Here is a 23,786-nt window from a genome sequence, read left to right as displayed (position 1 = left end):
ACGATGCGGGTCAACAGCGAAGAAACCACGATGGATTCGGCCTCACGCGTCCTGCACCAAGGCCTGCCGTTCACCGGGGAAGTGGTCGACACCGACGGCGAGGGCCGCACGCTGGGCATCACCGGTTACCAGGACGGCCTGGAGCACGGTCCCCAGTTCGAGTGGTACGCGGACGGCGCGAAGCGGATGGAGGGCCAGTCCGACCGCGGTTCGGCGGTCGGCGAGTGGCGGCAGTGGCACGCCAACGGCCGGCTCGCCGAGTACACCCTGTTCAACAAGTACGGCGAGCTGATCCACCTGCAACGCTGGGACGAGGGCGGCACGCTGCTGGAGGACAAGAAGTCCGCCATCACCCGCGGCCTCTGAGCGGCACCGGTGCGGAGGTCGGCCCGCCCGGGTCCGGGCGGCAGGGGCCGGCCCGTGGTCTCCCCCAACCGGACCACGCGCTCGTGGCGTGGCCGTTAAGATCAGCCCACCGTGTTCGGGGGGAGCCAAAAGGGGTGTTCGACGCATGAGCCAGCCAGCCACACCGCTGACCGAGCAGGAGCAGAACCAGCTCGTCAAGCAGATCGGCCGCGCCATGCTCCCCGCCCTGCCACCGGGGTGGCAGCGGATCCGGGCCGAGTACCGGGCGGCGGGTCGGCACATCGAGGTGGACCTGGCGTTCGCGGGCCCCGACGGGCAGTGGCGGCCGGTGCGCCCGCCGATGGACGTCGTGCAGCTGTTCGGGCAGCTGCGGACCGGGATGTACGAGCCGGTGCGCGGCACGTGGCTGAGCGCGGTGTACGAGATCGAGGCGCCGGCCGCGTTCTCCGTCGACTTCAACGCCGAGGACGAGCCGCGCTGGCGCAACGCGCCGCCGGTGATCGGCTTCCAGGACGAGCTGCGCACGTTCCCCCGCCAGGACGAGCGGATCCCGCCGTGGCTGCGGCAGCGCGTGGGCCTGCCGCCCCTGCCACCGCCCGCCGAGCCCGAGACCTCGCAGCCCGAGGCCCCGCAGCCGCCCGCACAGCCCGAGACCGCGCGACCGGACGGCGGCCTGCGCACGGCGCTCGTCTACGACGGCCGCGACGAGGCGGGTCACCCGGTGGTGAACCGGCAGGTGATCGACCCCCAGCTGGCCGACGCGCTGCTGACCTACCTGGAGGGCGCGCCGGTCGTGCTGGCCGCGCGCAACCTGGACGTGGACGAGTTCGTGCCGACCGACCAGGACGTGCCGCTGAACTTCCGCACCGACGGCGCCTGGATCTGGGCCGGCGCCGTGCCGCACTACCTGCGCAAGCACGGCCTCCCGCCGGAGCCGGACCTGGTCGAGCACATCGTGGCCCGCGGTTTCCGGCTGACCGAGGTGGACGAGCCGACCCGCGAACGCGCGGTCGCGCTGATCACGGGCGGCTGATCACGGAAGTCTGGTCGCGGCCTGCTGGTCACCGGCTGCCCGGGACCGCAGCGCGAGCACGACCAGGGCGGCCAGGCCCGCCCAGACGTAGGCGTTGCCGATGACCTGCTGCCACCACGTCCAGGTCTGCTCCAGCTTGTTCTCGTACGGCATGTACCACATGGGTGCGAGCCAGAAGAGCAATGCCAGCGCCGCACCCCACGGCCAGCACCGGTGCAGCAGGTAGACGATGCCGGGCACCACCCATACCCAGTGGTGCGTCCACGACACCGGCGACACGAGCAGGCCGCCGACGGCGACCGCCATCAGCGCGGCCACCTCGTCGTCACCCGCGCGGGCGACGGCCACCCAGACCAGGGCGACGGTGGCCAGGCACAGCAGCGCCCACAGGGCGGACTCGCCGGTGCCGGTGAGCCCCCAGCGGTTGACCAGGCCGCGCAGCGACTGGTTGGCCACGTAGTCGAGGCCGCCGACGCGGCCCGGGTCGAGCAGGGCGTCGAACCAGTACTGCTTGCTGTCGGTCGGCGCGGCGGCGAAGCCGACGAGGCTGAACCCGACGAACGACGCGACCGCCGTGACGACCGGCTTGATCCGCTTGCGTGGCAGGAAGAACAGCACGAACACCATCGGCGTGAGCTTGATGGCGGCGGCGAGGCCGATCAGCAGGCCGCGGGGCCAGGGCGTCTTCGGCAGCAGGCAGTCCAGCGCGGCCAGGCCGAGCAGCACCAGGTTGATCTGGCCGAAGTCGAGCGTCGCGGTGACGGGTTCGAGCAGCAGCGACCCGAGGGCGACGCCCAGACCCAGGAACAGCGCGCGCCGGGTGCGGCCGTAGGCGTGCTCGGCGGTGACCAGGCAGACGCCCGTGAGCAGCGCGAGGCCGACGCCCGTCCAGATCAGCACGGCCGCCGACCACGGCACGACCGCGAGCGGGCTGAACAGCACCGCGGCCAGCGGCGGGTAGGTGAACGGGAACGGCGGGCCGGCCAGCGGCTTCGGGAACCCGTCGGAGTACAGCCGGACGCCTTCCAGCCACGCCTGCCCACCCGTGCGGTACACGCGCAGGTCGAGCAGGCCGATGTCACCCCCGGACCGGCTCAGCACCACGACCAGCGCGGTCACCGCGGCGCCGGCCCACAGGCCCGCGACGGCCGCCACCCGCTTGTCCAACCGCACCGGTACCGCCACCGGACCACCCCCGCCTTCCATCCGGCGCATCGTAGCCGGCCACCAGGTGAGTCCCAGGTCACCGTGCCCCACCTCGAATGTTTACGTAGAGTCGCTAGGTGTGCGCACTCTGTCGACAGGTTCCGACAATCGGGTTACGTATGCGCACAGAAGCGCACGCGCGGGATACCCTGTGCGCATGAGTCCCGCGCTGGAGGCGGTGTTGGCCAAGGCTGGGTTGCAGGTCACCCCCGACGAGTTCCTGTCGCTCGTGGCCGACGCCGCGAAGAAGCTCGCTCCACCACACCCGGATCCGGCGAGCTACTTCCCACCCGACCAGCGCGACGCGCTGCTCGACGTGGGCCTCGACCTGAGCCCGCACCGCGTGGTCGACGACCAGGGCCGTGCGCGGTCCGTGGTGGCGCACGCCGTGCTGCGCGACTCGGCGCTGACCGTCGCCGAGGCCGCGCAACAGCTGGGCGTGGACACCAGCCGCATCAGGCACCGGCTCGGCGTCGGCCGCCTGGTCGGCTGGAAGGACCGGGGCAGCTGGCGGCTGCCCGCCTGGCAGTTCGCGGGCGCCGGCGTGCTGCCGGGGCTGGAGGCCGTGCTGGCCGCCGTGCCACCGGACCAGCCCGCGCTCGTGGTGGCCGGGTTCATGACGACCGCGCAGGAGGACCTGGTGGTGGACGGCGCGCCCACGACGCCGCGGGAGTGGTTGCTGGCCGGTGGCGAACCCCGCCGGGTGGCGGCACTGGCCGCGCAGCTGGGCACGCCCGTCTGACCCGGTCGCCGCCCCTCCTCGTCGAGAACCTTGGACGCGAATGTCACGGCTCCCCCAGCCGCCCTCTCCCGCTGTGCTCCAGGCGACGCTGCGCCGCACCGAGGACGTCGTGGCGGTGCACCGGGCCACCCGGTTGGTGCGCGTCTTCGCCGCGAAAGGGCTGCACCCGCAGCGGTGGAACAGCTTCCGCTACACCGGCCCGCTGGCGCACGCGCGCTTCGACACCCAGCCGCCCGGCCCGGACGGCTCGCCCACGCACGCCCACGGCCAGGGGGTGCTGTACTTCGGGCTGACCGTGCGGACGTCGGTGGCCGAGGTCTTCCAGGCGACGTCGGTGGTGGACCGGCGGACCCGCAGCCCGTTCCTCGTCGTGCTGCGGCCGCGGCGGACCCTGCGGCTGCTCGACCTGACCGGGCTGTGGCCCACCAGGGCGGGCGCGTCGCAGGAGATCAGCTCCGGCCCCAAGGCGCTCACGCAGCAGTGGGCGCGGGCGATCCGCGCGGCCTACCCGGAGCTGGACGGGCTGTGGTACCGCTCGTCGATGGACTCCGGTGACCCGGCGGTGTGCCTGTGGGACCCGCCGGGCGGCACGGGCCTGCCCGCCTCGCCGGACGTGCTGCTGCCGTTGGAGCACCCCGGCCTGGACCTGCCGCTGGCGCGGGTGTGCGAGGAGCTGAACTACACCCTGCTCGGCTGACCCCGCCGGCGCGGCGCGGGCAGGAACCGGCCGTAGCGCACCTCGGGCAGCTCCTGGTCGCCCAGCTCGTAGCAGTGCACCAGCCCGTCGTGGCGCCAGCCGTGCGACTCGTAGAACCCCCGGCTGCGGGCGTTGTCCTGGAACACCCACAGGACCGCGTACCGGAACCCCTGGTCCATGAGGTGGCGCAGCCCGGCCTCGTGCACCTCGTGCCCCGCGCCCTGACCGTGGTAGCGGGGGTCGGCGTAGATCGCCACCAGCTCGCCGGTGTGCAGGTCCGGGTGCGCGTCCTTGGACTCGCGGACCGCGTCGACCGCGCAGTAGGCGCCGATCCGGCCGGTGCCCTCGTCGACCGCGACGAACACCCGACTGGGTTCGGGCAGCCGCAGCACGCGGGCCCACGCCGGGAGCCTGCTCTCGGGCAGCATCCGGTCCAGCACCGGGTCGTCCACTATCCCGCGGTACGAGTGCTGCCAGGCGTCCACGTTGATCCTGGCGATCTCGGGCGCGTCGTCGGGCCGTCCGGCCCGCACGGTCCACTGCATCCTTGAGAGCGTGCCGCAAGCACCGCGCCGTCCGCTAGCCATTGGGTCAACCCGTCATCAGCCCCGCCGCGGCGGCCCGGGGCACAGGTAGCCCGAGTACACCTGGCTCTTCACCCGGAAGCGGGTCGGCCTGAAGCGCGACGGGTCGAGGTCGTGGAACCGGGTGCGCACGACGTCGTCGTGCAGCCGTTGCGAGATCACCAGCACCAGGTCGTCCTCGGCGGCGGCCAGCGCGTCGCGGACCACCTTGGCGTCGAGCAGCCGGCACGTCACGATCGGGGCGTCGCCGACCAGGCCGAACGCGCCCGCGGTGAGCGGACCGCAGTGCATGGCCACGCGCATCCGCAGCGGTGTGCCCGCGGCGCGCAGGAGGGCCAACGCCTCGGCGAGCTGCTCGGTGAAGTGGGCGACCACCCACGCGGCGTCGGCGTCGGTGGGCAGCACGGCGAGCTCGCCGTCACCGCGCACCTGCCGGTACCACAGGCCGCGGTCCAGCCCGGCGTTGCGGGCGGCCGCGTCCAGCACGTCGCTCAACCGCGACTGGACCAGGGACTGGTCCAGCGCGTCGAGCTTGCTGTAGCCCTCGACGTCCACGGCCACCACGAGTCGGTAGACCAGGCCGCGGAGGGGCGTCACCATTTCCAGCGTCACACCAGGAGCATCCCGCCGGTCCGCGCGCGGAAGTAGGGCGATCACCGGGTTTCCCGGGTGTCAGAGTTCGGCGATCGCCCGCAGCACGTCGCGGTCGACGATCGTGGTGGCCCGGTACCCCATGGTGATGACCCCGCGGTCGCGCAACGCGCGGAACTCCCGGCGCGCGGTGTCCTCCTCCACGCCGACGAGCGACCCGATCTCCGCCTGGGTGAGGTTGAGCTTCAGCGTGATCCCGTCGTCGCCCTGGTTGCCGTAGGCGTCGGTGAGGTAGGCCAGGACGCGGGCCAGCCGCACGGTCGCCGGGTAGCCGGTGAAGTCCGTGCGCCGCTGCTCGCCCCACTCCAGCGTGCGCAGGATCATCCGGTCCAGGTCGAAGTGGGCGGCCGGGAACCGGGTGAGGAAGTCGGTGAACTCCGCCGCGGTGACCACCCTCGTGCGGGTGTCGACGCACGCGGTCACGGTCGCCGAGCGCGGTTTGCCGGTCAGGAACGCCATCTCGCCGACCAGGTCACCGCCGACCTTGACGTTGAGCAGCGCGACCCGACCGTTCTCCAGCGTCACGGTCGCCTTGACCAGCCCTTGCAGGAGCACGACCACGTGGTCGGACCGCTCGGACTCGCGCACCAGCGGCTCGCCGCGCCGGAACAGCTTCGGCGCGCCGAGCCGCAACAAGGCCTCACGACCGGCGGCGGACACCGTCTCCAGGTACGTGCCGGTGGGCCAACCCGAGGGGATCGCCATCTCGTGACACCTCCTGCGCGCGAGGGACCAGTGTGCCGCTCGCGCAGGGGTGCGGTCTGCCGATCGCGACCGGTTCAGCCCAAGTGGCGGGCCCACCAGTCGAGGACGGCGGTGAACCGCTGCGCGCGGTGGCGCGGCTTGCCGGAGCGGGTCAGCTCGTGGCCCTCGCCGGGGAACACCAGCATCTCGGCCTCGACGCCGTTGCGGCGCAGGGCGACGAACATCCGCTGCGCCTGTTCGAGGGGGCAGCGCCAGTCGTGCTCGGAGTGCACGACCATGAACGGCATGGTGATCTTCTCGGCGTAGGTCAGCGGGCTCATCGCGCGCTGCGTCTCCAGGCCGGGACCGCAGTAGGCGTCGGTGAAGAACCAGCCGATGTCCGACGACCCGGCGAACGAGTCCCAGGCGTTGACCGCGCGCTCGCTCCACCCGGCGCGGAACCGCTCGCCGTGGTGCGCGGCCAGCCACGAGGTCATGAAGCCGCCGTAGGAGCCGCCCATCACGCCGACGCGGTCGGCGTCGAGGTCCGGGCGCTCCAGCGCGACGTCGAGCACGGCCAGGATGTCGTCCACGTCGACCGTGCCGAAGCCGCCGATCACGGCCTGGCCGTGCGCCTGGCCGTAGCCCGCGGACCCGCGGGGGTTGGGCAGCACGACCGCGTAACCGGCGGCGGCGTACACCTGCGCCTCGTCGAAGAAGCCCCACGTGTGGTACATGAACGGGCCGCCGTGCACGGCCAGCAGCACGGGGTGCGGCCCCTCGCCCTCCGGCAGCACCACCCAGCCGTGCACCGGGTAGCCGTCCGGCGCCGTGCCGGTCAGCTCCACCGACGGACGCAGCGGCACGGTCGAGCCGAAGTCGGTCAGCGTGCCGCCGCCGACCAGCTCGACCTCGCCGGTGTTGTCCGCCGTCGACACCACGGCCACGACCCGGTCGCCGTCGGCGGCGAACGACTTCACCTCGGCCCGGTCGCCCGCGAGCAGCTCCAGGTCCGCCAGCACGGCCTGGTCGGCGTCCAGCGGCACCCGGCGCAGCTCGACCGCGCCCCGGTTCCGGACCGCCACGAGCACGCCCGCGTCGGTCACCACCGGCGTGCCCGCGGCCTTCTCGCAGTCCACCGTCTCCATGTCGGTGAGCCGGGTCAGCCGCTCGCCGTCGAACCGCCACAGGCTCGTGTTCCGCGCGATGGCGGCCGTGTGCGGCGCCTGCTCGGGCGAGTAGAACAGCACGCCGCCGTCGGCCAGCGCGACCGGGTTCGAGGCCCAGCCGGGGGTCTGCACGACCAGCTCGGGCGCGCCGCCGGACGCGGGCACGGAGTACACGTCGTTGGTGAACACCTCGACCGCGCCGAGGTCCCGTTCGGCCACGAACAGCACCGACTCGCCGTCGGCGGTCCAGGCGGGCTCCGCGGCGGAGAACGTGCCGTCGGTCAGCTCCACCGGTTCGGCTTCGGGGTCCTGCACGTCCGCGGTGAACAACCGCGCGTGCCGGTCGGCGGTGAAGCCGACGTCGTCCAGCCGGTAGTCCAGCCGGGTGATGTGCCGCGGCGCCTCGGCGTCCGGCGTCGGGGCTTCCCCGCCCTCGACGAGCGGCGTGCCGTAGCGACCGGGTTCGGGAACCCGCGAGGTGAACGCGATCCGCCGCGAGTCCGGCGCCCACACCGGCACGCCCGCGCCGAGCGCGAGGTCGGTGAGCGCCCGCGCCTCGCCGCCGTCGGCGGGCATCACGTGCAGCTGCGGCGGCTTGCCGCGCTCGGTGACGCGCAGGAACGCGACCCAGCGGCCGTCCGGGGAGATCCGGGGTGCCAGGTCGCGTTCCGCCCACGTCCAACGCGTCGTCCCGCCGCCGTCCAGGGCGACGCGGTGCAGCCCGCCCCGGTAGGCGTTCGCGGCGACGTCCGGGGTGGCGACGTTCACCAGGACGAGGTCCCCACGCACCGTCACGGAGCCGGGCTGGGTCAACGACTGCAAGTCATCGGGGCGCACGCTTCAGCACGTTACCCCAACGATTATTAGCAAGGCTTACGAGATTTTGACGCTCACAGATGGTCACTGGGAGCGGGCGGAGAGGGCACCGGCTTGACCGACTCGGGGTGGCGCCGCACCTTGATCAGGCTGGCGATCGTGGTGATGGCCAGCACGCCGATGATCACCGACAGCGACACCTCGATGCCGATGGTCGGCACGTGCAGCGGCTCACCGCCGTTGAGGAACGGCAGCGAGTTGGTGTGCAGGGCCTCCAGGATCAGCTTCACGCCGATGAAGCCCAGGATCACCGACAGGCCGATCGACAGGTACACCAGCTTGTTCAGCAGGCCGCCGAGCAGGAAGTACAGCTGCCGCAGACCCATCAGGGCGAACGCGTTGGCGGTGAAGACCAGGAACGGCTCCTTGGTCAGGCCGAAGATCGCCGGGATGGAGTCGAGCGCGAACAGCAGGTCCGTGGTGCCGATGGCGACGATGACGATGAACATCGGCGTGACGAACCGCCTGCCGGCGATCTTCACGAACGACTTCGAGCCCTGGTAGCTGTCGGTCACCGGGTAGACCTTGCGGACCGCCCGCAGCGCGATGTTCTCCTTGTACTCCTCTTCCTCCTCGTTGTGGTCGGTCCTCGCCAGCTTGTAGCCGGTGTAGATGAGGAACGCGCCGAAGAGGTAGAAGACCCAGCTGAACTGCGCGATGACCGCCGCGCCCACGGCGATGAAGATGCCGCGCATGACCAGCGCCATCAGGATGCCGATCAGCAGCACCTTGTGCTGGTGGATCGCGGGCACCTTGAAGGTGGTCATGATGATCAAGAAGATGAACAGGTTGTCGACGCTCAGCGAGTACTCGGTGATGTACCCCGCGAAGAACTCACCCGCGTAGACCCCGCCCGACCACAACCAGATGCCGAGCCCGAACAGGATCGCCACACCCACGTAGAAGGTCACCCACCGGGCCGCTTCACCGATGGTGACCTCGTGCGGTTTGCGGTCGACGATGAAGAGGTCGATGGCCAGCAAGACCAGCAGGCCGGCGATCGTGGCGAACCACAGCCACACAGGGACAGACATCTAGTAAACCTCCGGTGCATCGCGCGCACGCCAATGACCGGAGGTCTCCTCCGCCGGCTTGGAACGACCGACCGGCGGCACCGGGAACCTCACGCCAGGCTCCGTGCTGACGACACCGCCGCGAGGGAGTACTCCCCTCCACGCATCCCACAGTCTCACGCATGAATGCGGGTTCGCGCCAGTGGAGGTGATCAGGGGCACCCGACGGGTCTCGCGACCGCCGCCGTGACCACCGCTGCGACCGCCGCCGTGAGCGCCGCCGTGAGCGGGGCTCGCGACCGGCCGGTTTCGCTGAGAGCACGACGCCGCGCTGACAGCCCGTTCTCAGGTAATCACGCCTATGGTCAACTCCGTGGCCTCCCTCAACCGCCTCCGCGGCAGGTGGTCGCTCCCCGCGCTAGTCGTGTTGGTCGCCCTCGTGGGCGCCATCGTGGTCTTCACGCGCCAGGGGGACGACCCAGTCCCGGTGAGCACCCGCGACGCGGTGATCGACGTGCCGGAAAGTCCGGACAGCGACCGCACCGTGCAGATCGACACCACCCTTTACCTGCCCGAACGCACTCCGGCGCCCGCCGTCCTGTTGCCGCACGGCTTCGGCGGCAGCAAGGAGAGCGTCGCCTCCCAGGCCACCGAGCTGGCCCAGCGGGGATTCGTCGTGCTGGCCTACTCGGCGCGCGGCTTCGGCCGCAGCACCGGCCAGATCGCGCTGAACTCGCTCAACCACGAGGTGCGCGACGCGCGAAAGCTGCTCGACTGGCTGGCCACCCGGGAGGAGGTGGTGACCGATGGCGGCGGAGACCCGAAGGTCGGTGTGACCGGCGGCTCCTACGGCGGCGCGCTGGCGCTGTCGCTCGCGGGCGTCGACCAGCGGGTGGACACCATCGCCCCCGTCATCACCTACAACGACCTGGCCCAGGCGCTGCTGCCCAACGCGGCCCGCGCCGAGTCGCCGGACCCGGCGCGCGCGGACGACGTGCGGGGCACCACCCCGGCGGCCGGCGCGTTCGCCGACGACGGCGTGTTCAAGCGCTCGTGGGCGGGCATCTTCTTCTCCGCCGGCCTGTCCGGCGCGGACGCCACCAACCCCGGTCAGGAGGCCTCCGAGCCCGGTCAGGACGACGACGACGGCCAGGCCGTCGACAGCGCCGCCGCGGCGATCACCGCGCCGCAGCAGCAGGGCGAACCCCGGCCCACCGGGCCGCTCAACGGCGCGTGCGGCCGGTTCCAGGCCGACGTGTGCGCCGCCTACACCGAGGTCGCGACCACCGGCAAGGCCGGGCCCCAGACGTTGGAGGTGCTCCGCCGCGCGTCGCCGTCCTCGGTCACGAACAAGATCACCCAGCCGACGCTGCTGGTGCAGGGCGAGCAGGACACCCTGTTCGGCCTCGACCAGGCCGACGCCAACGCCCGCCAGATCGCCGCGAACGGCGCCAAGGTCAAGGTCGTCTGGTACGCGGGCGGCCACGACGGCGGCTCGCCCGGCCCCGAGCTGCGCGGCCAGATCGCCGACTGGATGGCGTTCCACCTGGAGGGCGAGGGCGCCGACCCCGGCACGAGCTTCGAGTACACGGTGGTCGGCGCGTTCCGCAGCAGCGGTGCGCCGTCGTTGCGCAACGTAGTCGCGCCCAGCTACCCCGGCCTGAACGGCTCGGCCACCACCGAGCGCAAGGACGTGCCGCTGACCGGCCGCGAGCAGGTCGTGGTGAACCCGGCGGGCGGCAACCCGGCCGCGGTGTCCAGCCTGCCCGGGCTCGGGTCGGTGGTGTCGCGGTCCAGTTCGCTGTCGTCGCGGCTGTCGATCGACCTGCCGGGTCAGGCGGCGGTGTTCCAGAGCGAGCCGCAGACCGCGCAGACCCTGCTGGCCGGCGCGTCGACCGTGCGGCTGCGCGTGTCCGCCGTGCCGGGGCAGCCGGTGCCCGCCGAGGGCGCGGTGCTGTTCGTGAAGCTGTACGACGCGGACGCGAGCGGCGTGCGGACGCTGCCCGGCTCGGCGGTCGCGCCGGTGCGGGTGGCGAACCTGCCCGCCGACGGCACGCCGGTCGAGGTCACCGTGACGCTGCCCGGCGCGGTGCGCCCGGTCGAGGCCGACCACCGGCTCCAGCTGGTCGTGTCGACCACCGACATGGCCTACTCGAACGCCGCCGAGCCCGCCGCGTACCGGATCTCGCTGGCCTCGCCCGCGCTGTCGGTGCCGGTGGTGCCGGGCGCGAACGCGACCAGCGAGGTGCCGACCGCCGCGCTGTGGGGCATCGCGATCGTGCTCGCCGTGTGCCTCATCACGGCCGTCGTCGCGTGGTTCCGCCGCAGGCTGACCGCGGACGTCGACCCCTCGTTGGAGTCGGTGCCGCTGGTGATCGAAGGGCTGACCAAGTCCTACCCCGGCGGGTTGACCGCGGTGAAGGACCTCTCGTTCCGGGTGGAGCACGGCCAGGTGCTGGGCCTGCTCGGGCCCAACGGCGCCGGCAAGACCACCACGTTGCGCATGCTGATGGGCCTGATCCGACCCACCGAGGGCGGGATCAGGGTGTTCGGGCACCGGGTGAGCCCCGGCGCGCCCGTGCTGTCGCGGATCGGGTCGTTCGTCGAGGGCTCCGGCTTCCTCCCGCACCTGTCCGGCGCGGAGAACCTGAGGCTGTACTGGGCGGCGACCGGCCGGCCGCTGGAGCAGGCGCACGTCGAGGAGGCCCTGGAGATCGCGGGTCTGGGCAACGCCGTGCACCGGCGCGTGCGGACCTACAGCCAGGGCATGCGGCAGCGGTTGGCGATCGCCCAGGCGATGCTCGGCCTGCCGGACCTGCTGGTGCTGGACGAGCCGACCAACGGGCTCGACCCGCCCCAGATCCACCAGATGCGCGAGGTGCTGCGCCGCTACGCGGCGGCCGGGCGGACCGTGCTGGTGTCGTCCCACCTGCTCGCCGAGGTCGAGCAGACGTGCACCCACGTGGTCGTGATGCACAAGGGCTCGCTGGTCGCGGCCGGTCCGGTCGACGAGATCGCGACGGGCAGCGGCGAGGCGAGCTTCCGGGTCGACCGGCCCGACGAGGCGGCCACCGTGCTGCGCGGCATGTCCGGCGTGCACGACGTGCACGTGGACGGCGAGCAGGTCCACGCGAGCCTCAACGGCACACCGCGTGCGTCGGCGTTGCAAGCCCTGGTGGCGGCGGGCGTGGCGGTGGACCAGGCCGGTCCGCGCCGTCGGTTGGAAGACGCGTTCCTGGAGTTGGTGGGCGAGTGATGAGCGAGAACGGTGTGCACACCGATCCGGCGGCGATCTCCGATCTGACCGACGCCGCGGAGGCCGAGCACTCGTCGGTCGCCCCGGACGGGTCGAAGGTCGGGTACCGGGCCGGGCGGACGTTGCCCGTGCGGGTGGAGTTGGTGCGGCAGTTGCGCCGCAGGCGGACGCAGTTGGTGCTGGGTTTCCTGGTGCTGCTGCCGTTCATCCTGGTGGTGGCCTTCGAGCTGGGGCAGGCGTCGCCGAACCGGCGTTCCGGCGGGTTCGTCGACCTGGCCACGGCCAGCGGCGTGAACTTCGTGATCCTGACGCTGTTCGTGAGCGGCAGCTTCCTGCTGCCGATGATCGTGGCGCTGTTCTTCGGCGACACGATCGCGAGCGAGGCGTCGTGGTCGTCGTTGAAGTACCTGCTGGCCGCGCCGATCCCCCGGCACCGGCTGCTGCGCCGCAAGGCGTTGGCGTCCGGGTTGATGTCGGTGTTCGCGCTGGCGCTGCTGCCGGCGGTGGCGCTGGCCGTGGGCGTGGTCTGGTACGGGGCCGGGGAGGCGGTGTCACCGACCGGTGAGGCCGCGTCCTTCGGCGCCGGTGTCTACGGCGTGGCGCTGGCCGTCGTCTACATCTCGATCCACCTGTTCTGGGTGGCCGGGCTGGCGCTGTACCTGTCGGTGTCCACGGACGCGCCGCTCGGCGCGGTGGGCGGCGCGGTGCTGGCGTCGATCGTGTCGCAGATCCTGGACCAGATCACCGCGTTGGAAGGCCTGCGGGACTACCTGCCGACGCACTACGCGTTGGCGTGGGCGGACCTGCTGTCGTCGGACGTCGACTGGTCGCAGATGGCGAAGGGCACGTTCTCGGCGTTGGCGTACGGGGCGTTCTTCACGCTGCTGGCGGCGCGGAAGTTCGCGCGCAAGGACATCACCAGCTGACGACGTTTCGTGGGTGAGAGCGGCGCACCGGGGTTTGCTCCGGTGCGCCGTTCGTTCTGTTCCCGGGGTGTTCTGGGCCTGGGGAGTTGTTCTGGGCTAGGACGGAGTCGGACGCTTCGACTTGGGCAGCTTGGCGACGATGGAGTCGTAGGAGAGGTCGAGCAGGTCGAGCAGCTCGTCGGCGGGTACGGCTCCGTCGAGTCGGACCCGGTTCCACCCGTAACGGCCGATGTAGGCGCTGACGGTGATGTCGTCCGGGTACCGCTCGCGCCACGGTGCGGCCTCCTCGGCGGTGGCGCCCGACTTCACGCCGACGCTGCCGCCGTCCAGGCCGATGAACGCGAAGATCTTGCCGCCGACCTTGCAGCACAGCTCGCCGTCGCCGAACGGGTAGGTCTCCTCGGCTCCGGGCTTGGTGAGGCAGTGCTCGATCACGTCGTCCAACGTCATGGCGTCCGTAATGGCGTCGCGCGTCATGGCGTCACGCTAACCCGCGGCATCTTCGGCATTTAGAGTGATCACGTGACTGTCTACACGGACGAGGAGAGCCGGACCCTGCGCACGGCCGTCTTCGGCGCGATGGTGTTGGTGTCCACGGCCGAGCCCGGTGCGTTGGACGAGGAGAGCCACGCGGGCATCCGGGCGTTGGCGACGTTCTCGCCGGGACTGCGGCAGGTGCTCGGTGCGGCGCGTCCCGAACTGCCTGAGGGCTCGACGGCCGACGTGGAGGCCGGTGTGCTCGACGCGTTGCGGCGCTCGGTCGACATCCTGGCGGTGAAGGCGCCGGAGGAGGCGGAGACGTTCCCGGCGGCTGTGTTGGCTGTTTGCTCGGAGGTTGCGTCGGCGGATGGGCAGGTGGGAGAGGCGGAGAGCGTGGTGGTGGGGAAGGTGCGGGTGGCGTTGTCGGGTCGGTAGGGCGGGTCGGTAGGGCGGTTGGTGGTGGCGGCTGCGGTGGTCCAGCCCGGCTCGATTTGACATGGGGCCCTTACGGGCACCCCAGGCAGGCCAAAGCCGGGCAGGCACGGCGGGGAAAAGCGTCCCGCCCTGCCTGCCCGGCTTCGTCCAGCCTAAGGCACCCGAACCCATGTCAAATCGAGCCTCGGGGGGTCGGCGGCGGGTCCGTTGCGGGGGAGTTTGGGGCGGTGGCCGCCTCGGTGGGAGTGCGTCGCGCCCCAGCGCGCCCGCAACGCCCCTGGCACCAGCCATCAAGCCCACCTGCCCCCGAGGGGGAGGCCAGTTGTGCCGCCGAGGGTAGGGGTGGGGGGGTTACTTGAAGGCGGCGTCCATGCCGCGTAGTTCCTTCTTCAGGTCCTGGATCTCGTCGCGCAGGCGGGCGGCTAGTTCGAATTGCAGTTCGCGGGCCGCGTTCATCATTTGGTCCGTTAGTTGTTGGACCAGGTCGGCCAGTTCGGAGCGGGCCATGTTGCCGGTGTCGCGGTCGGCCAGGACGCCCGAGCTGGTGCGGCCGGTTGCGCCGGGGTCGCCGGTCGGCTTCTTGCCGCGTGAGGTGTTGCGGCCCGAGCCGCCGGGGGCGATGGCGTCCTCGGCCTCGGCGTAGACCTGCTCCAGGATGTCGGTGATCTTCTTCCGCAACGGCTGCGGGTCGAGGCCCCGCTCCTCGTTGTAGGCGACCTGCTTGGCCCGCCTGCGGTTGGTCTCGTCGATCGCGTGCCGCATCGAGTCGGTGATCCGGTCGGCGTACATGTGGACCTGGCCGGACACGTTGCGGGCCGCGCGGCCGATGGTCTGGATCAGGCTGGTGCCCGAGCGGAGGAAGCCCTCCTTGTCCGCGTCCAGGATCGAGACCAGGGACACCTCGGGGAGGTCCAGGCCCTCGCGGAGCAGGTTGATGCCGATCAGCACGTCGTAGTCGCCCAGGCGGAGTTGGCGGAGCAGTTCCACCCGGCGCAGGGTGTCGACCTCGGAGTGCAGGTAGCGGACGCGGATGCCCAGTTCGAGCAGGTAGTCGGTGAGGTCCTCGGCCATCTTCTTGGTCAGCGTGGTGACCAGCACCCGCTCGTCCTTCTCGGCCCGCACCCGGATCTCGTGGACCAGGTCGTCGATCTGGCCCTCGGTCGGCTTGACCACGACCTCCGGGTCGATCAGCCCGGTCGGGCGGATGACCTGCTCGACGAACTCGCCGCCGGTCTGGCCCATCTCGTACGGACCGGGCGTGGCCGACAGGTAGACGGTCTGGCCGATCCGGTCGGCGAACTCCTCCCAGGTGAGCGGGCGGTTGTCCAACGCGCTGGGCAGGCGGAAGCCGTGCTCCACCAGGTTGCGCTTGCGCGACGCGTCACCCTCGTACATGCCGCCGATCTGCGGCACGGTCACGTGCGACTCGTCCACGACCAGCAGGAAGTCGTCCGGGAAGTAGTCGATGAGGGTCGCGGGCGCGGTGCCGGGACCGCGGTCGTCGATGTGGCGCGAGTAGTTCTCGATGCCGTTGCAGAAGCCGACCTGGCGCATCATCTCGATGTCGTAGGAGGTGCGCATGCGCAGCCGCTGGGCTTCCAGGAGCTTGCCCTGCCGTTCGAGGGTCGCCAGCCGGTCGGCCAGCTCGACCTCGATGTTGCGGATCGCCTTCTCCATGCGATCGGGTCCGGCCACGTAGTGGGTGGCCGGGAAGATGCGCAGCTCCTCCACCTCCTTGACCACGTCACCGGTGAGGGGGTGCAGGTAGTACAGCTTGTCGATCTCGTCGCCGAAGAACTCGACCCGCAGCGCCAGCTCCTCGTACGCCGGGATGATCTCCACCGTGTCGCCGCGGACGCGGAACGTGCCGCGGTTGAACGCGATGTCGTTGCGCGTGTACTGGATGTCGACCAGGGCGCGCAGCAGCAGGTCGCGCTCGACCTCGACGCCCACCTCCAGCTTGATCGACCGGTCCAGGTACGACTGCGGCGTGCCGAGGCCGTAGATGCACGACACGGACGCGACCACGATCACGTCACGCCTGGTGAGCAGGCTCATCGTGGCCGAGTGGCGCAGCCGCTCGACGTCCTCGTTGATCGAGGAGTCCTTCTCGATGTAGGTGTCGGTCTGCGGGATGTACGCCTCGGGCTGGTAGTAGTCGTAGTAGCTGACGAAGTACTCCACCGCGTTGTCCGGGAAGAACCCCTTCAGCTCGTTCGCCAGCTGCGCGGCCAGCGTCTTGTTCGGCGCCATCACCAGCGTGGGCCGCTGCACCTTCTCCACCAGCCACGCGGTGGTGGCCGACTTGCCCGTGCCGGTCGCGCCGAGCAGCACGACGTCCTTCTCCCCGGCGCGCACGCGCCGTTCGAGGTCCGCGATCGCCGCCGGCTGGTCGCCCGCCGGCTGGTAGTCGCTGACCACGCGGAACTTCCCCTCGGTGCGGGGGATGTCACCGACGGGACGGTGCGACGAGTGCGCCTTGACCGGGATCTCGGTTGGGAATGCCACGGCTACGACGGTACGCCGTGGGTCTGACAATTTTCGATCCGGACCAGGTCACACCCCTCGCGGGCCGGGTCAGCAGTTGCAGTCGCAGCCGTTGCAGTCGCAGCCGGGGCCGCAGTCGCAGTTGCACCACGCCTCGCGCGGCTTGCCGCTGAACGGGCCGGGGTACGGGTCGCGGCAGCAGTACTGGCACGTGCCGCACTGGTAGAGCACGGCCAGGCAGCCCAGGAACGCGCCGCGGGTCACCGGCGGGACCTTCAGCTTCGGCCAGCACCACAGGCCGCTGCCGGGCCGGGGTGGCTCGCCGCCCCGCCTGCCCTTCCGGCCGCCCGTCGGCGGGACGGGTGGTCCGCCGCGGCCGGGCGCCGAAGGCGGGGGTACGGGACCGGGAGGCGGTACCTGGCCGGGGTGGCCGTAGGGGCCGGGTGGCGGGTACATGCCAGGCGCGGGCTGCCAGCCCGGTGGGGGCGGCGGGTTGTGCGAGTGGGGGCCGTGCGAGTGGGGGTCGCCGAACGCCCGCCGGATCGACTCCCGGACCTCGTGCACGAGCAGCGCGTGCACGAGCCGGTCGTCGGCGAACTCGACGTCCTTCATCGCGAGCTTCATGCCCAGCGCGGCGTCGTCGCACAGCCGCCGTGCCTCGTCGAGCGTCGTGCCGGTCGCCACCAGCGGGTTCCACGCGCCGGACGCGTGGTCGGCCGCCAGGTCCTCCACCGCGTCCAGCAGGTGCGCCAACCGCCCGAACAGCCGCCCGACCTCCCGCAACGGGCCCGCGTTGCCCGGCCGCCCGGCCAACACCGCGGTCTGCGCCACGGCCTCGCCCGCCGCCGTCTCGGTCGGCTCCGTCACGGCCAGCACCGACGAGCCCGGCCCGGCCGAGGCCTCGGCCGCCGACTGCCGCCGCACGGCGTCCACCAGCACGGCGGTGTCGAAGCCCAGGTCGAGACCCGTCTCCGACGCCTGCGCCGCCCACCGCCGCGCCACCTGCCTGCCCACACCGCGCATCGGCGCCCGCGCGAACACGCCGTCTCCGTCGGCCACGTGGTCGCCGACCTTCGCCGACGCCAGCACCAGGGACACCGACGCGGCCAGGCGCGCGCCCGTGCCCACGGCGACGTCCGCCGACTGCATGCCCCTCAGGGCGCACGGCCCGGCGGAGCGCCGCGACCGGCCCGCCTGCGCCTCCACCAACGCGGAGATGACCAGGCCGTCGTAATTGGTGACCACGCGGGCCAGGTGGCCGTGGTCGTCGCGCAACGCCAGGCACAGCCCGCACAGGTGCGCCAGCCACGACTCGCGCAGCTCGGGGCCCAGGCGGTTGCGGCAGGGGCGGATGATGCCGAACATGGCGGGAAGAGTAAGCGATCATCCTACTTTCGGGTGACAGGAAGGGGTGTTCTGCCGGTGTCGGTATCTAAGGTCGGCGCTGTGACGTCGAGCGCCGCCGGGACACGCATGCACATCCACCCGCCGAAGATCGAGTACTTCGACCTCGACGCCAAGAGCAACACCGACCCCAAGGGCCACCTGCGCGGCGTCGAGGAGTACCGGCTGACCGGGCACGGCCTCTACATGTTCCGGCCGGTGCCCGGCCACGCGCAGCTGTCCCACTTCGAGTCGTGGCTGCTGCCCGCGCACGGCCTGCGCGTCACCCGGCAGTCCTGGCACCCCGGCCACGAGCGCGACTACGACCTGTACGTGGACGTGGTGGAGATCAGCTCCAGCGGGTCGGTGTGGAAGACCGTCGACCTCTACCTGGACCTGGTGGTGCGGACCGGCCGCAGCGTGACCGTGCTGGACACCGACGAGCTGCTGACCGCGCTGGACCAGGGGCTCATCAAGGCCGACCGGGCGCAGTGGGCGCTGGAGACGACGTACCGGGCGGTGGCCGGCATCGCCGCGCACGGGCACGACGCGGTGCGCTGGCTCGCGGCCCAGGGAACGATCACTACCTGGCGTCGGCGGTAGTACAGACCGTCACACTCGCTGGTCAACCGCCATCCGTGTCCCGTCACCCGATAGAGACCGCTTACCACACAGACCGTGATGTAACGAATCGACCCGCTTAGTTACCGGGAGCACGCTTCCGGCTACCCTCGGGTCGCGTGGGAGCGGTCATCACACCTCAGCTCGTCGACGTGGTCGACACCATCAGCGCAGTTCGCAGCTACTCCAGCGGCATGTCGCGGCGCCTGTCGACGTGTCGGGTCGAGCACTGGGGACTGCGGCTGGAGTGCCCCACACCGGAGGACCCGTTCTCCGATTCGGAGGTCACCTGGTTGATGCCGGACCTCGGACTCCGGTTGACGCACCACCGCCCGCGGTCCAGACACGCGCGCAGCGGCCCGAGCGTGCTCAGCGCGGTCCGCGTGCAGCGCGACGGCCGCTCCTGGCGCACCACCGACCTGCTCCTCGGCCTCGCCGTGCCGGGCGGCACGACCGCGCGGATCGTGCGCTGCGAGGAGTTCGCCGCCGCCGTCGCCGGGCGCGTCCTCGGACCCGGTGACGCCGACCAGGCGTTGCGCACCGTGCACCGCACCCTGGAGGAGGTCAGCCTCCACCGCCACGACCTCGGCGCGTGGCTGACCCACCGGGGCATCTACGACAGCTGGCCGTCCCTGTAGAACGCCTCCACCCGGGCGGTCGCCGCGGCCATCCACGGCTCCTTCGACTCGCCGTAGGCGAAACCTTCCGCGTCACCCCGGTGCTTGCGCGCCAGCTCCAGCTTCAGCGCCGCGTACTCGTCCCGCGCCGCCGCGTCCGCCCGCAGCCAGTCGCGGAACCTCATCGCCCAGTCCCACGCCGGACCGCCCTCCACCCGGACGTGCAGGTTGACCCGCCGTCCCGGATCCGCGCCCGCGTGCAGCCGCTTGTGCCAGTCCTCCGGTGCGTCGCCCTCGTGCCGCACGCTGTCCTCGCCGACACCCAGGCCCGGGAAACCCGCCTGCGTCAACGCCTCCTCCAGCTCCGCCGCCTCCTCCAGCGACCTCACGCCCAGCTGGAAGTCCAGCACGTCCTTCGCGGCGAGACCGGGCACGGACGTGGAGCCGATGTGCTCGACCCGGCGACCACCGGCGGCGAGCCGGATGCGGGCCGCGATCCGTTCGGCCTGCACCGGCCAGGTCGGGTCGTACGGCACCACGATCGGGGCGCCGGAGGCGTAGCGGCGCAGCCGGACGTTCGACTCGTAGCGCACCAGCCGGTCCGCCCACAACGCGTCGACCTCGGCCAGCACCAGGTCCGGCGTGCCGGAGTTGTCCAGCCACACGTCCGCGACGGCGCGGCGGCGCTCGTCGTCGGCCTGCGCGGCGATGCGCCTGCGCGCGTCCTCCTCCGCCAGGCCGCGGTCGCGCAGCCGGGCGATGCGCTGGTCGAGCTCCGCGTGCACGATCACCACCAGGTGGTAGAGCGGCGCCATGTCCTTCTCCACCAGCAGCGGGACGTCGTGCACGACGATCGCGTCCTCGGGCGCGGCGGCGATCAGCTCGCCCGTGCGGGCCGCGATCCGGGGGTGCGTGATGCCGTTGAGGGTGGCCAGGGCCTGCTCGTCGCCGAACACCTTCGCCGCGAGCGCGGGCCGGTTCAGCGCCCCGTCCGGACCGAGGACCTCCGCGCCGAACGCCGCCACGACCTCGCGCAGGCCGTCGGTGCCGGGCTCGACCACCTCCCGGGCCAGCCGGTCGGCGTCGACCACCACCGCGCCGTGTTCGGCGAGCCTGCCCGCCACCGTCGACTTGCCCGACCCGATTCCCCCGGAGAGGCCCACGCGCAACATGGCGACCAGCCTCCCACGCGAAGGATCTTCAGGCGCCCTCGATGGGGGTCATCGACTGCTGGGCGAGTGCCGCGAGGAAGCCGCCGATCGCGTCGTCCGGCAGCACGCCGGCCTTCGCGCGGGCCACGTACGTGGTCTTGCCCAGCGAACCCATGACCAACCGCTCGTCCTTGGTGGTGACGAGCTGGCCCTTCTTCTTGCCCACGTCGACCTCGGCCACCGTCGCGCCCTCCTGGCGTTCGGCGGTCACGCTCTCGGCGACCCGACCGGCGGCCGTCGGCTCGTCGGCGTAGGTAGCCAACCCGATGATGACGGGCGCGTTGGCGATGGGCTGGCGCTCCGGCACCCCGTAGTAGCAGTCGATCTTGCCGGTGCGGGCGAGCGACGGCTCGGGGATGCCGATGATGGTCTTCAGCTCACCCGGCAGCTCGCGCCCGAGGCGCTGGTGGAACACCTCGACCGGGACGACCAGCTCGCAGTCGTCCGGGATCGGGCGGTCCACCATCTGCGGGACGCGGGTGATCGTGGTGGGCGGCAGGATCGTCGGGATCGGCGGCTGCGCCACCGGACCCTGCTGCACGGCGGCGCAGCCCGCGCACACGAGCACCACCATCGCCGCCAACACCGTCGTCCGCATGCTCATAGCATTCTCAACTTAGCGCACGACAACGCCTACGAACCCCCGAAGGAGTGAACGACGATCGCCCCCCGCCCGAGGTGGGCGAGGGGCGATCGGTCGTTCGATCAGCCGGCGAGGATCAGCCGACGGGTGTTGCTCAGGCGCCGCCCGACAGCTTCTCGCGCAGCGCGGCCAGCTGCTCGTCGCTGGCCAGGGTGCCGCCGGCCTGAGCCGGGGCGCCCGTGCTGCTGGACGTCGCGGTCGCGGCCGGGGCCTCGCCACCGGAGGAGTAGTTCGTCTCCCCGGCAGCCTCTTCCTCGGCCGCGGCGGCCTTGGCGACCTGCTTCATGTGGGCCTCGTAGCGCGTGTGGGCCTCGGCGTACTGCCGCTCCCACTCCTCGCGCTGCTTGTCGAAGCCTTCCTGCCACTCCTGGGTCTCCGGGTCGAAGCCCTCGGGGTAGATGTAGTTCCCCTGGTCGTCGTACTCGGCGGCCATGCCGTACTGGGTCGGGTCGAACTCGGAGTCGACCGTGAAGCCCTCGTTGGCCTGCTTGAGCGACAGCGAGATGCGGCGGCGGTCCAGGTCGATGTCGATGACCTTGACCATGACGTCGTCGCCGACCTGCACGACCTGCTCCGGGATCTCGACGTGGCGCTCGGCCAGCTCGGAGATGTGGACCAGGCCCTCGATGCCCTCGTCCACCCGGACGAACGCGCCGAACGGAACCAGCTTGGTGACCTTGCCCGGCACGATCTGGCCGATCGCGTGGGTGCGGGCGAACTGGCGCCACGGGTCTTCCTGCGTCGCCTTGAGCGACAGCGACACGCGCTCGCGCTCCATGTCGACGTCCAGGACCTCGACCGTGACCTCCTGGCCGACCTCGACGACCTCGGACGGGTGGTCGATGTGCTTCCAGGACAGCTCCGAGACGTGCACCAGGCCGTCCACGCCACCCAGGTCCACGAAGGCACCGAAGTTGACGATGGAGGACACGACGCCCTTGCGGACCTGGCCCTTCTGCAGCTGGTTGAGGAACTCGCTGCGGACCTCGGACTGGGTCTGCTCCAGCCACGCGCGGCGGGACAGGACCACGTTGTTGCGGTTCTTGTCCAGCTCGATGATCTTCGCTTCGAGCTCGCGGCCGACGTAGGGCTGGAGGTCGCGGACGCGACGCATCTCGACCAGGGAGGCGGGGAGGAAGCCGCGCAGGCCGATGTCCAGGATCAGGCCGCCCTTGACGACCTCGATGACCGTGCCCTTGACGGGCTCGTCCTTCTCCTTGAGCGCCTCGATGGTGCCCCAGGCGCGCTCGTACTGAGCGCGCTTCTTGGAGAGGATCAGCCGACCTTCCTTGTCCTCCTTCTGGAGAACAAGCGCCTCGACCTCGTCACCAACCTTGACGACCTCGTTGGGGTCGACGTCGTGCTTGATCGACAACTCGCGCGAGGGGATGACGCCCTCGGTCTTGTAGCCGATGTCGAGCAGGACCTCGTCCCGGTCGACCTTGACGATGGTGCCTTCGACGATATCGCCATCGTTGAAGTACTTGATGGTCTTGTCGATGGCGGCGAGGAAGTCCTCCTCCGTCCCGATATCGTTGATAGCGACCTGCTTCGGCGCAGCGGCAACCGGGACAGTGGTGGTGTCGGTGGACATTAGGTAGGTGGCTCCGGTACGGATTGGGGTTGGTGGCCTGCGGGTTCAACGCTACGCGGAGGGCACGCCCCACCGAGAAGACCGACTCACCAGGAGATCAGGCGATCGAGGACAGCGCGAACCCACTACGCGGGCGATATCGTACGCGGCTCGACGTCCGCCGGGCAAACCGGCACCCTTGAATGGAGCAGTGTGTCCGACCAGCACGCGAGCGCCGAACGAGCGCTCGGCACCACCGGCATCGCCAAGCGGGGCGTGGACGCGGCCGAGTCGCGCGCGGCCAACCGGATGTGGTGGGACGCCGACGCCGACGACTACCACGCCGAGCACGGCGACTTCCTGGGCGCGGCGGACTTCGTGTGGTGCCCCGAGGGCGTCCGCGAGCAGGAGGCCGGTTACCTCGGTGACGTGCGCGGACGTCGGGTGCTGGAGGTCGGCTGCGGCTCCGCGCCGTGCGCCCGGTGGCTGACCTCGCGCGGCGCGCACGCGGTGGCGTTCGACATCTCGGCCGGGATGCTGCGGCACGCGGCGGCGGCGAACGCGGCGACCGGCGTGGCCGTGCCACTGGTGCAGGCCAGCGCCGACCAGCTGCCGTTCGCCTCGGGCAGCTTCGACGCGGCCTGCTCGGCGTTCGGCGGCGTGCCGTTCGTGGCCGACGTGGGCGAGGTCTTCGACGAGGTGGCGCGGGTGCTGCGGCCGGGCGCGCCGTGGGTCTTCTCGGTGACTCACCCGATCCGGTGGATCTTCCCGGACGACCCGGGTCCCGGCGGGCTGACCGTCACGCAGTCGTACTTCGACCGCACCCCGTACGTGGAGGTCGACGACACCGGCCGGGCGACGTACGTGGAGCACCACCGCACCACCGGTGACTACGTGCGCGCGCTCGCGGGCGCGGGGCTGGAGCTGCTGGACGTGGTGGAGCCGGAGTGGCCCGCCGGGCACACCCGCACGTGGGGGCAGTGGAGCCCGCTGCGCGGCCGGCTGTTCCCCGGCACCGCGATCTTCCGGACCCGCAAGCCGCCGCGGCCCTGATCGACCCGGCGGACGCCGCGCCGGCCCGCACCGCCTGCCCGACCACCCGAGATCGCCAATCACCGGGACGCCGCCCGCGC

The 23,786-nt window shown here is 71.6% G+C and carries 22 protein-coding genes; 10 read left to right on the top strand and 12 right to left on the bottom strand.

All coding sequences use genetic code 11. The features are described from left to right. Positions 1-3: 3 nt before the first annotated feature. Positions 4-366: a toxin-antitoxin system YwqK family antitoxin gene (locus ACYVLT_RS22600; protein ID WP_461122154.1), complete on the top strand. Its 363-nt coding sequence runs from the start codon at positions 4-6 to the stop codon at positions 364-366. 145 nt (positions 367-511) lie between these two features. After that, complete coding sequence (locus ACYVLT_RS22595) at positions 512-1,399, top strand: hypothetical protein (protein ID WP_461122153.1); 888 nt, start codon at positions 512-514, stop codon at positions 1,397-1,399. Here ACYVLT_RS22595 and ACYVLT_RS22590 read toward each other — a convergent pair whose 3' ends face one another. Further along, the gene (locus tag ACYVLT_RS22590; protein ID WP_461122152.1) at positions 1,400-2,605 is read right to left on the bottom strand and encodes a glycosyltransferase 87 family protein; all 1,206 of its coding nucleotides are present in this window, start codon (positions 2,603-2,605) and stop codon (positions 1,400-1,402) included. A 157-nt stretch (positions 2,606-2,762) separates the two neighbouring features. Between ACYVLT_RS22590 and ACYVLT_RS22585 the strand changes: the two genes are divergently transcribed. Continuing rightward, positions 2,763-3,347, top strand: a complete 585-nt coding sequence (locus ACYVLT_RS22585) for a DNA-binding protein (RefSeq protein ID WP_461122151.1) — start codon at positions 2,763-2,765, stop codon at positions 3,345-3,347. Between the two features lie 40 nt (positions 3,348-3,387). Further along, positions 3,388-4,044 (top strand): RES family NAD+ phosphorylase, encoded by a 657-nt coding sequence (locus ACYVLT_RS22580; RefSeq protein WP_461122150.1) that lies wholly within the window; start codon positions 3,388-3,390, stop codon positions 4,042-4,044. On the opposite strand, the gene ACYVLT_RS22575 is transcribed toward ACYVLT_RS22580, so the two are convergent. The 5 genes from ACYVLT_RS22575 to ACYVLT_RS22555 form a co-directional block, all read right to left on the bottom strand. Beyond that, entirely contained in the window at positions 4,026-4,589 is a 564-nt protein-coding gene (locus ACYVLT_RS22575; RefSeq protein ID WP_461122149.1) for a GNAT family N-acetyltransferase, read from the bottom strand. The two genes, ACYVLT_RS22580 and ACYVLT_RS22575, sit on opposite strands and share 19 nt — an antisense overlap. Before the next feature lie 57 nt (positions 4,590-4,646). Continuing rightward, a complete protein-coding gene (locus ACYVLT_RS22570) occupies positions 4,647-5,240 on the bottom strand; it encodes a hypothetical protein (protein WP_461122148.1) in 594 nt (197 codons plus the stop codon). Between the two features lie 60 nt (positions 5,241-5,300). Beyond that, complete coding sequence (locus tag ACYVLT_RS22565; RefSeq protein WP_461122147.1) at positions 5,301-5,984, bottom strand: Crp/Fnr family transcriptional regulator; 684 nt, start codon at positions 5,982-5,984, stop codon at positions 5,301-5,303. A 74-nt stretch (positions 5,985-6,058) separates the two neighbouring features. Then, positions 6,059-7,969 (bottom strand): S9 family peptidase, encoded by a 1,911-nt coding sequence (locus ACYVLT_RS22560; protein ID WP_461122146.1) that lies wholly within the window; start codon positions 7,967-7,969, stop codon positions 6,059-6,061. Between the two features lie 53 nt (positions 7,970-8,022). Continuing rightward, entirely contained in the window at positions 8,023-9,042 is a 1,020-nt protein-coding gene (locus ACYVLT_RS22555) for a TerC family protein (protein ID WP_461122145.1), read from the bottom strand. 340 nt (positions 9,043-9,382) lie between these two features. Between ACYVLT_RS22555 and ACYVLT_RS22550 the strand changes: the two genes are divergently transcribed. Both ACYVLT_RS22550 and ACYVLT_RS22545 read left to right on the top strand, forming a co-directional pair. After that, the gene (locus ACYVLT_RS22550) at positions 9,383-12,277 is read left to right on the top strand and encodes an alpha/beta fold hydrolase (protein WP_461122144.1); all 2,895 of its coding nucleotides are present in this window, start codon (positions 9,383-9,385) and stop codon (positions 12,275-12,277) included. Beyond that, complete coding sequence (locus tag ACYVLT_RS22545; protein WP_461122143.1) at positions 12,277-13,203, top strand: ABC transporter permease; 927 nt, start codon at positions 12,277-12,279, stop codon at positions 13,201-13,203. The genes ACYVLT_RS22550 and ACYVLT_RS22545 overlap by 1 nt, the downstream gene beginning before the upstream one ends. 96 nt (positions 13,204-13,299) lie before the next feature. Here ACYVLT_RS22545 and ACYVLT_RS22540 read toward each other — a convergent pair whose 3' ends face one another. Further along, positions 13,300-13,680, bottom strand: coding sequence for an MmcQ/YjbR family DNA-binding protein (locus tag ACYVLT_RS22540; RefSeq protein ID WP_461122142.1), 381 nt, complete (start codon positions 13,678-13,680; stop codon positions 13,300-13,302). A 45-nt stretch (positions 13,681-13,725) separates the two neighbouring features. Here ACYVLT_RS22540 and ACYVLT_RS22535 point away from each other — a divergent pair, with 45 nt between their 5' ends. Continuing rightward, positions 13,726-14,118: a tellurite resistance TerB family protein gene (locus ACYVLT_RS22535; protein WP_461122141.1), complete on the top strand. Its 393-nt coding sequence runs from the start codon at positions 13,726-13,728 to the stop codon at positions 14,116-14,118. Between the two features lie 351 nt (positions 14,119-14,469). Here the strand turns inward: ACYVLT_RS22535 and uvrB are convergent, their stop codons facing one another. Further along, a complete protein-coding gene (uvrB, locus tag ACYVLT_RS22530; RefSeq protein WP_461122140.1) occupies positions 14,470-16,626 on the bottom strand; it encodes an excinuclease ABC subunit UvrB in 2,157 nt (718 codons plus the stop codon). A gap of 69 nt (positions 16,627-16,695) precedes the next feature. Next, the gene (locus ACYVLT_RS22525; RefSeq protein ID WP_461122139.1) at positions 16,696-17,970 is read right to left on the bottom strand and encodes a DUF5685 family protein; all 1,275 of its coding nucleotides are present in this window, start codon (positions 17,968-17,970) and stop codon (positions 16,696-16,698) included. 108 nt (positions 17,971-18,078) lie between these two features. Here ACYVLT_RS22525 and ACYVLT_RS22520 point away from each other — a divergent pair, with 108 nt between their 5' ends. Both ACYVLT_RS22520 and ACYVLT_RS22515 read left to right on the top strand, forming a co-directional pair. Then, a complete protein-coding gene (locus tag ACYVLT_RS22520) occupies positions 18,079-18,591 on the top strand; it encodes a ribonuclease FAU-1 family protein (protein WP_461122271.1) in 513 nt (170 codons plus the stop codon). 137 nt (positions 18,592-18,728) lie between these two features. Next, positions 18,729-19,247 (top strand): ribonuclease FAU-1 family protein, encoded by a 519-nt coding sequence (locus tag ACYVLT_RS22515; RefSeq protein ID WP_461122138.1) that lies wholly within the window; start codon positions 18,729-18,731, stop codon positions 19,245-19,247. Here ACYVLT_RS22515 and coaE read toward each other — a convergent pair. The 3 genes from coaE to rpsA form a co-directional block, all read right to left on the bottom strand. Next, entirely contained in the window at positions 19,223-20,398 is a 1,176-nt protein-coding gene (gene coaE / locus ACYVLT_RS22510; RefSeq protein WP_461122137.1) for a dephospho-CoA kinase, read from the bottom strand. The two genes, ACYVLT_RS22515 and coaE, sit on opposite strands and share 25 nt — an antisense overlap. Before the next feature lie 28 nt (positions 20,399-20,426). Beyond that, positions 20,427-21,035, bottom strand: a complete 609-nt coding sequence (locus ACYVLT_RS22505; RefSeq protein WP_461122136.1) for a hypothetical protein — start codon at positions 21,033-21,035, stop codon at positions 20,427-20,429. Positions 21,036-21,174: 139 nt separating this feature from the next. Beyond that, entirely contained in the window at positions 21,175-22,674 is a 1,500-nt protein-coding gene (gene rpsA, locus ACYVLT_RS22500) for a 30S ribosomal protein S1 (RefSeq protein ID WP_360457325.1), read from the bottom strand. Between the two features lie 192 nt (positions 22,675-22,866). On the opposite strand from rpsA, the gene ACYVLT_RS22495 reads away from it, so the two are divergent. Further along, positions 22,867-23,706 carry a class I SAM-dependent methyltransferase gene (locus ACYVLT_RS22495; protein ID WP_461122135.1) on the top strand — a complete coding sequence of 280 codons (840 nt, stop codon included), beginning with the start codon at positions 22,867-22,869 and terminating at the stop codon, positions 23,704-23,706. Positions 23,707-23,786: the final 80 nt, after the last annotated feature.

This window comes from Saccharothrix stipae (assembly GCF_054781895.1).
Note: the sequence above shows the minus strand (reverse complement) of the source record. Positions and strands in the feature narration are given on the sequence as shown.

Excerpts from the sequence above, each read along its gene's own strand:
- ACYVLT_RS22600 (WP_461122154.1), top strand. The coding sequence starts at position 4 with ATGCGGGTCAACAGCGAAGAAACCACGATGGATTCGGCCTCACGCGTC.
- ACYVLT_RS22595 (WP_461122153.1), top strand. The coding sequence starts at position 512 with ATGAGCCAGCCAGCCACACCGCTGACCGAGCAGGAGCAGAACCAGCTC.
- ACYVLT_RS22590 (WP_461122152.1), bottom strand. The coding sequence starts at position 2,605 with ATGGAAGGCGGGGGTGGTCCGGTGGCGGTACCGGTGCGGTTGGACAAG.
- ACYVLT_RS22585 (WP_461122151.1), top strand. The coding sequence starts at position 2,763 with ATGAGTCCCGCGCTGGAGGCGGTGTTGGCCAAGGCTGGGTTGCAGGTC.
- ACYVLT_RS22580 (WP_461122150.1), top strand. The coding sequence starts at position 3,388 with ATGTCACGGCTCCCCCAGCCGCCCTCTCCCGCTGTGCTCCAGGCGACG.
- ACYVLT_RS22575 (WP_461122149.1), bottom strand. The coding sequence starts at position 4,589 with ATGCAGTGGACCGTGCGGGCCGGACGGCCCGACGACGCGCCCGAGATC.
- ACYVLT_RS22565 (WP_461122147.1), bottom strand. The coding sequence starts at position 5,984 with ATGGCGATCCCCTCGGGTTGGCCCACCGGCACGTACCTGGAGACGGTG.
- ACYVLT_RS22555 (WP_461122145.1), bottom strand. The coding sequence starts at position 9,042 with ATGTCTGTCCCTGTGTGGCTGTGGTTCGCCACGATCGCCGGCCTGCTG.
- ACYVLT_RS22550 (WP_461122144.1), top strand. The coding sequence starts at position 9,383 with ATGGTCAACTCCGTGGCCTCCCTCAACCGCCTCCGCGGCAGGTGGTCG.
- ACYVLT_RS22545 (WP_461122143.1), top strand. The coding sequence starts at position 12,277 with ATGAGCGAGAACGGTGTGCACACCGATCCGGCGGCGATCTCCGATCTG.
- ACYVLT_RS22540 (WP_461122142.1), bottom strand. The coding sequence starts at position 13,680 with ATGACGCGCGACGCCATTACGGACGCCATGACGTTGGACGACGTGATC.
- ACYVLT_RS22525 (WP_461122139.1), bottom strand. The coding sequence starts at position 17,970 with ATGTTCGGCATCATCCGCCCCTGCCGCAACCGCCTGGGCCCCGAGCTG.
- ACYVLT_RS22520 (WP_461122271.1), top strand. The coding sequence starts at position 18,079 with ATGCACATCCACCCGCCGAAGATCGAGTACTTCGACCTCGACGCCAAG.
- coaE (WP_461122137.1), bottom strand. The coding sequence starts at position 20,398 with ATGTTGCGCGTGGGCCTCTCCGGGGGAATCGGGTCGGGCAAGTCGACG.
- ACYVLT_RS22505 (WP_461122136.1), bottom strand. The coding sequence starts at position 21,035 with ATGCGGACGACGGTGTTGGCGGCGATGGTGGTGCTCGTGTGCGCGGGC.
- rpsA (WP_360457325.1), bottom strand. The coding sequence starts at position 22,674 with ATGTCCACCGACACCACCACTGTCCCGGTTGCCGCTGCGCCGAAGCAG.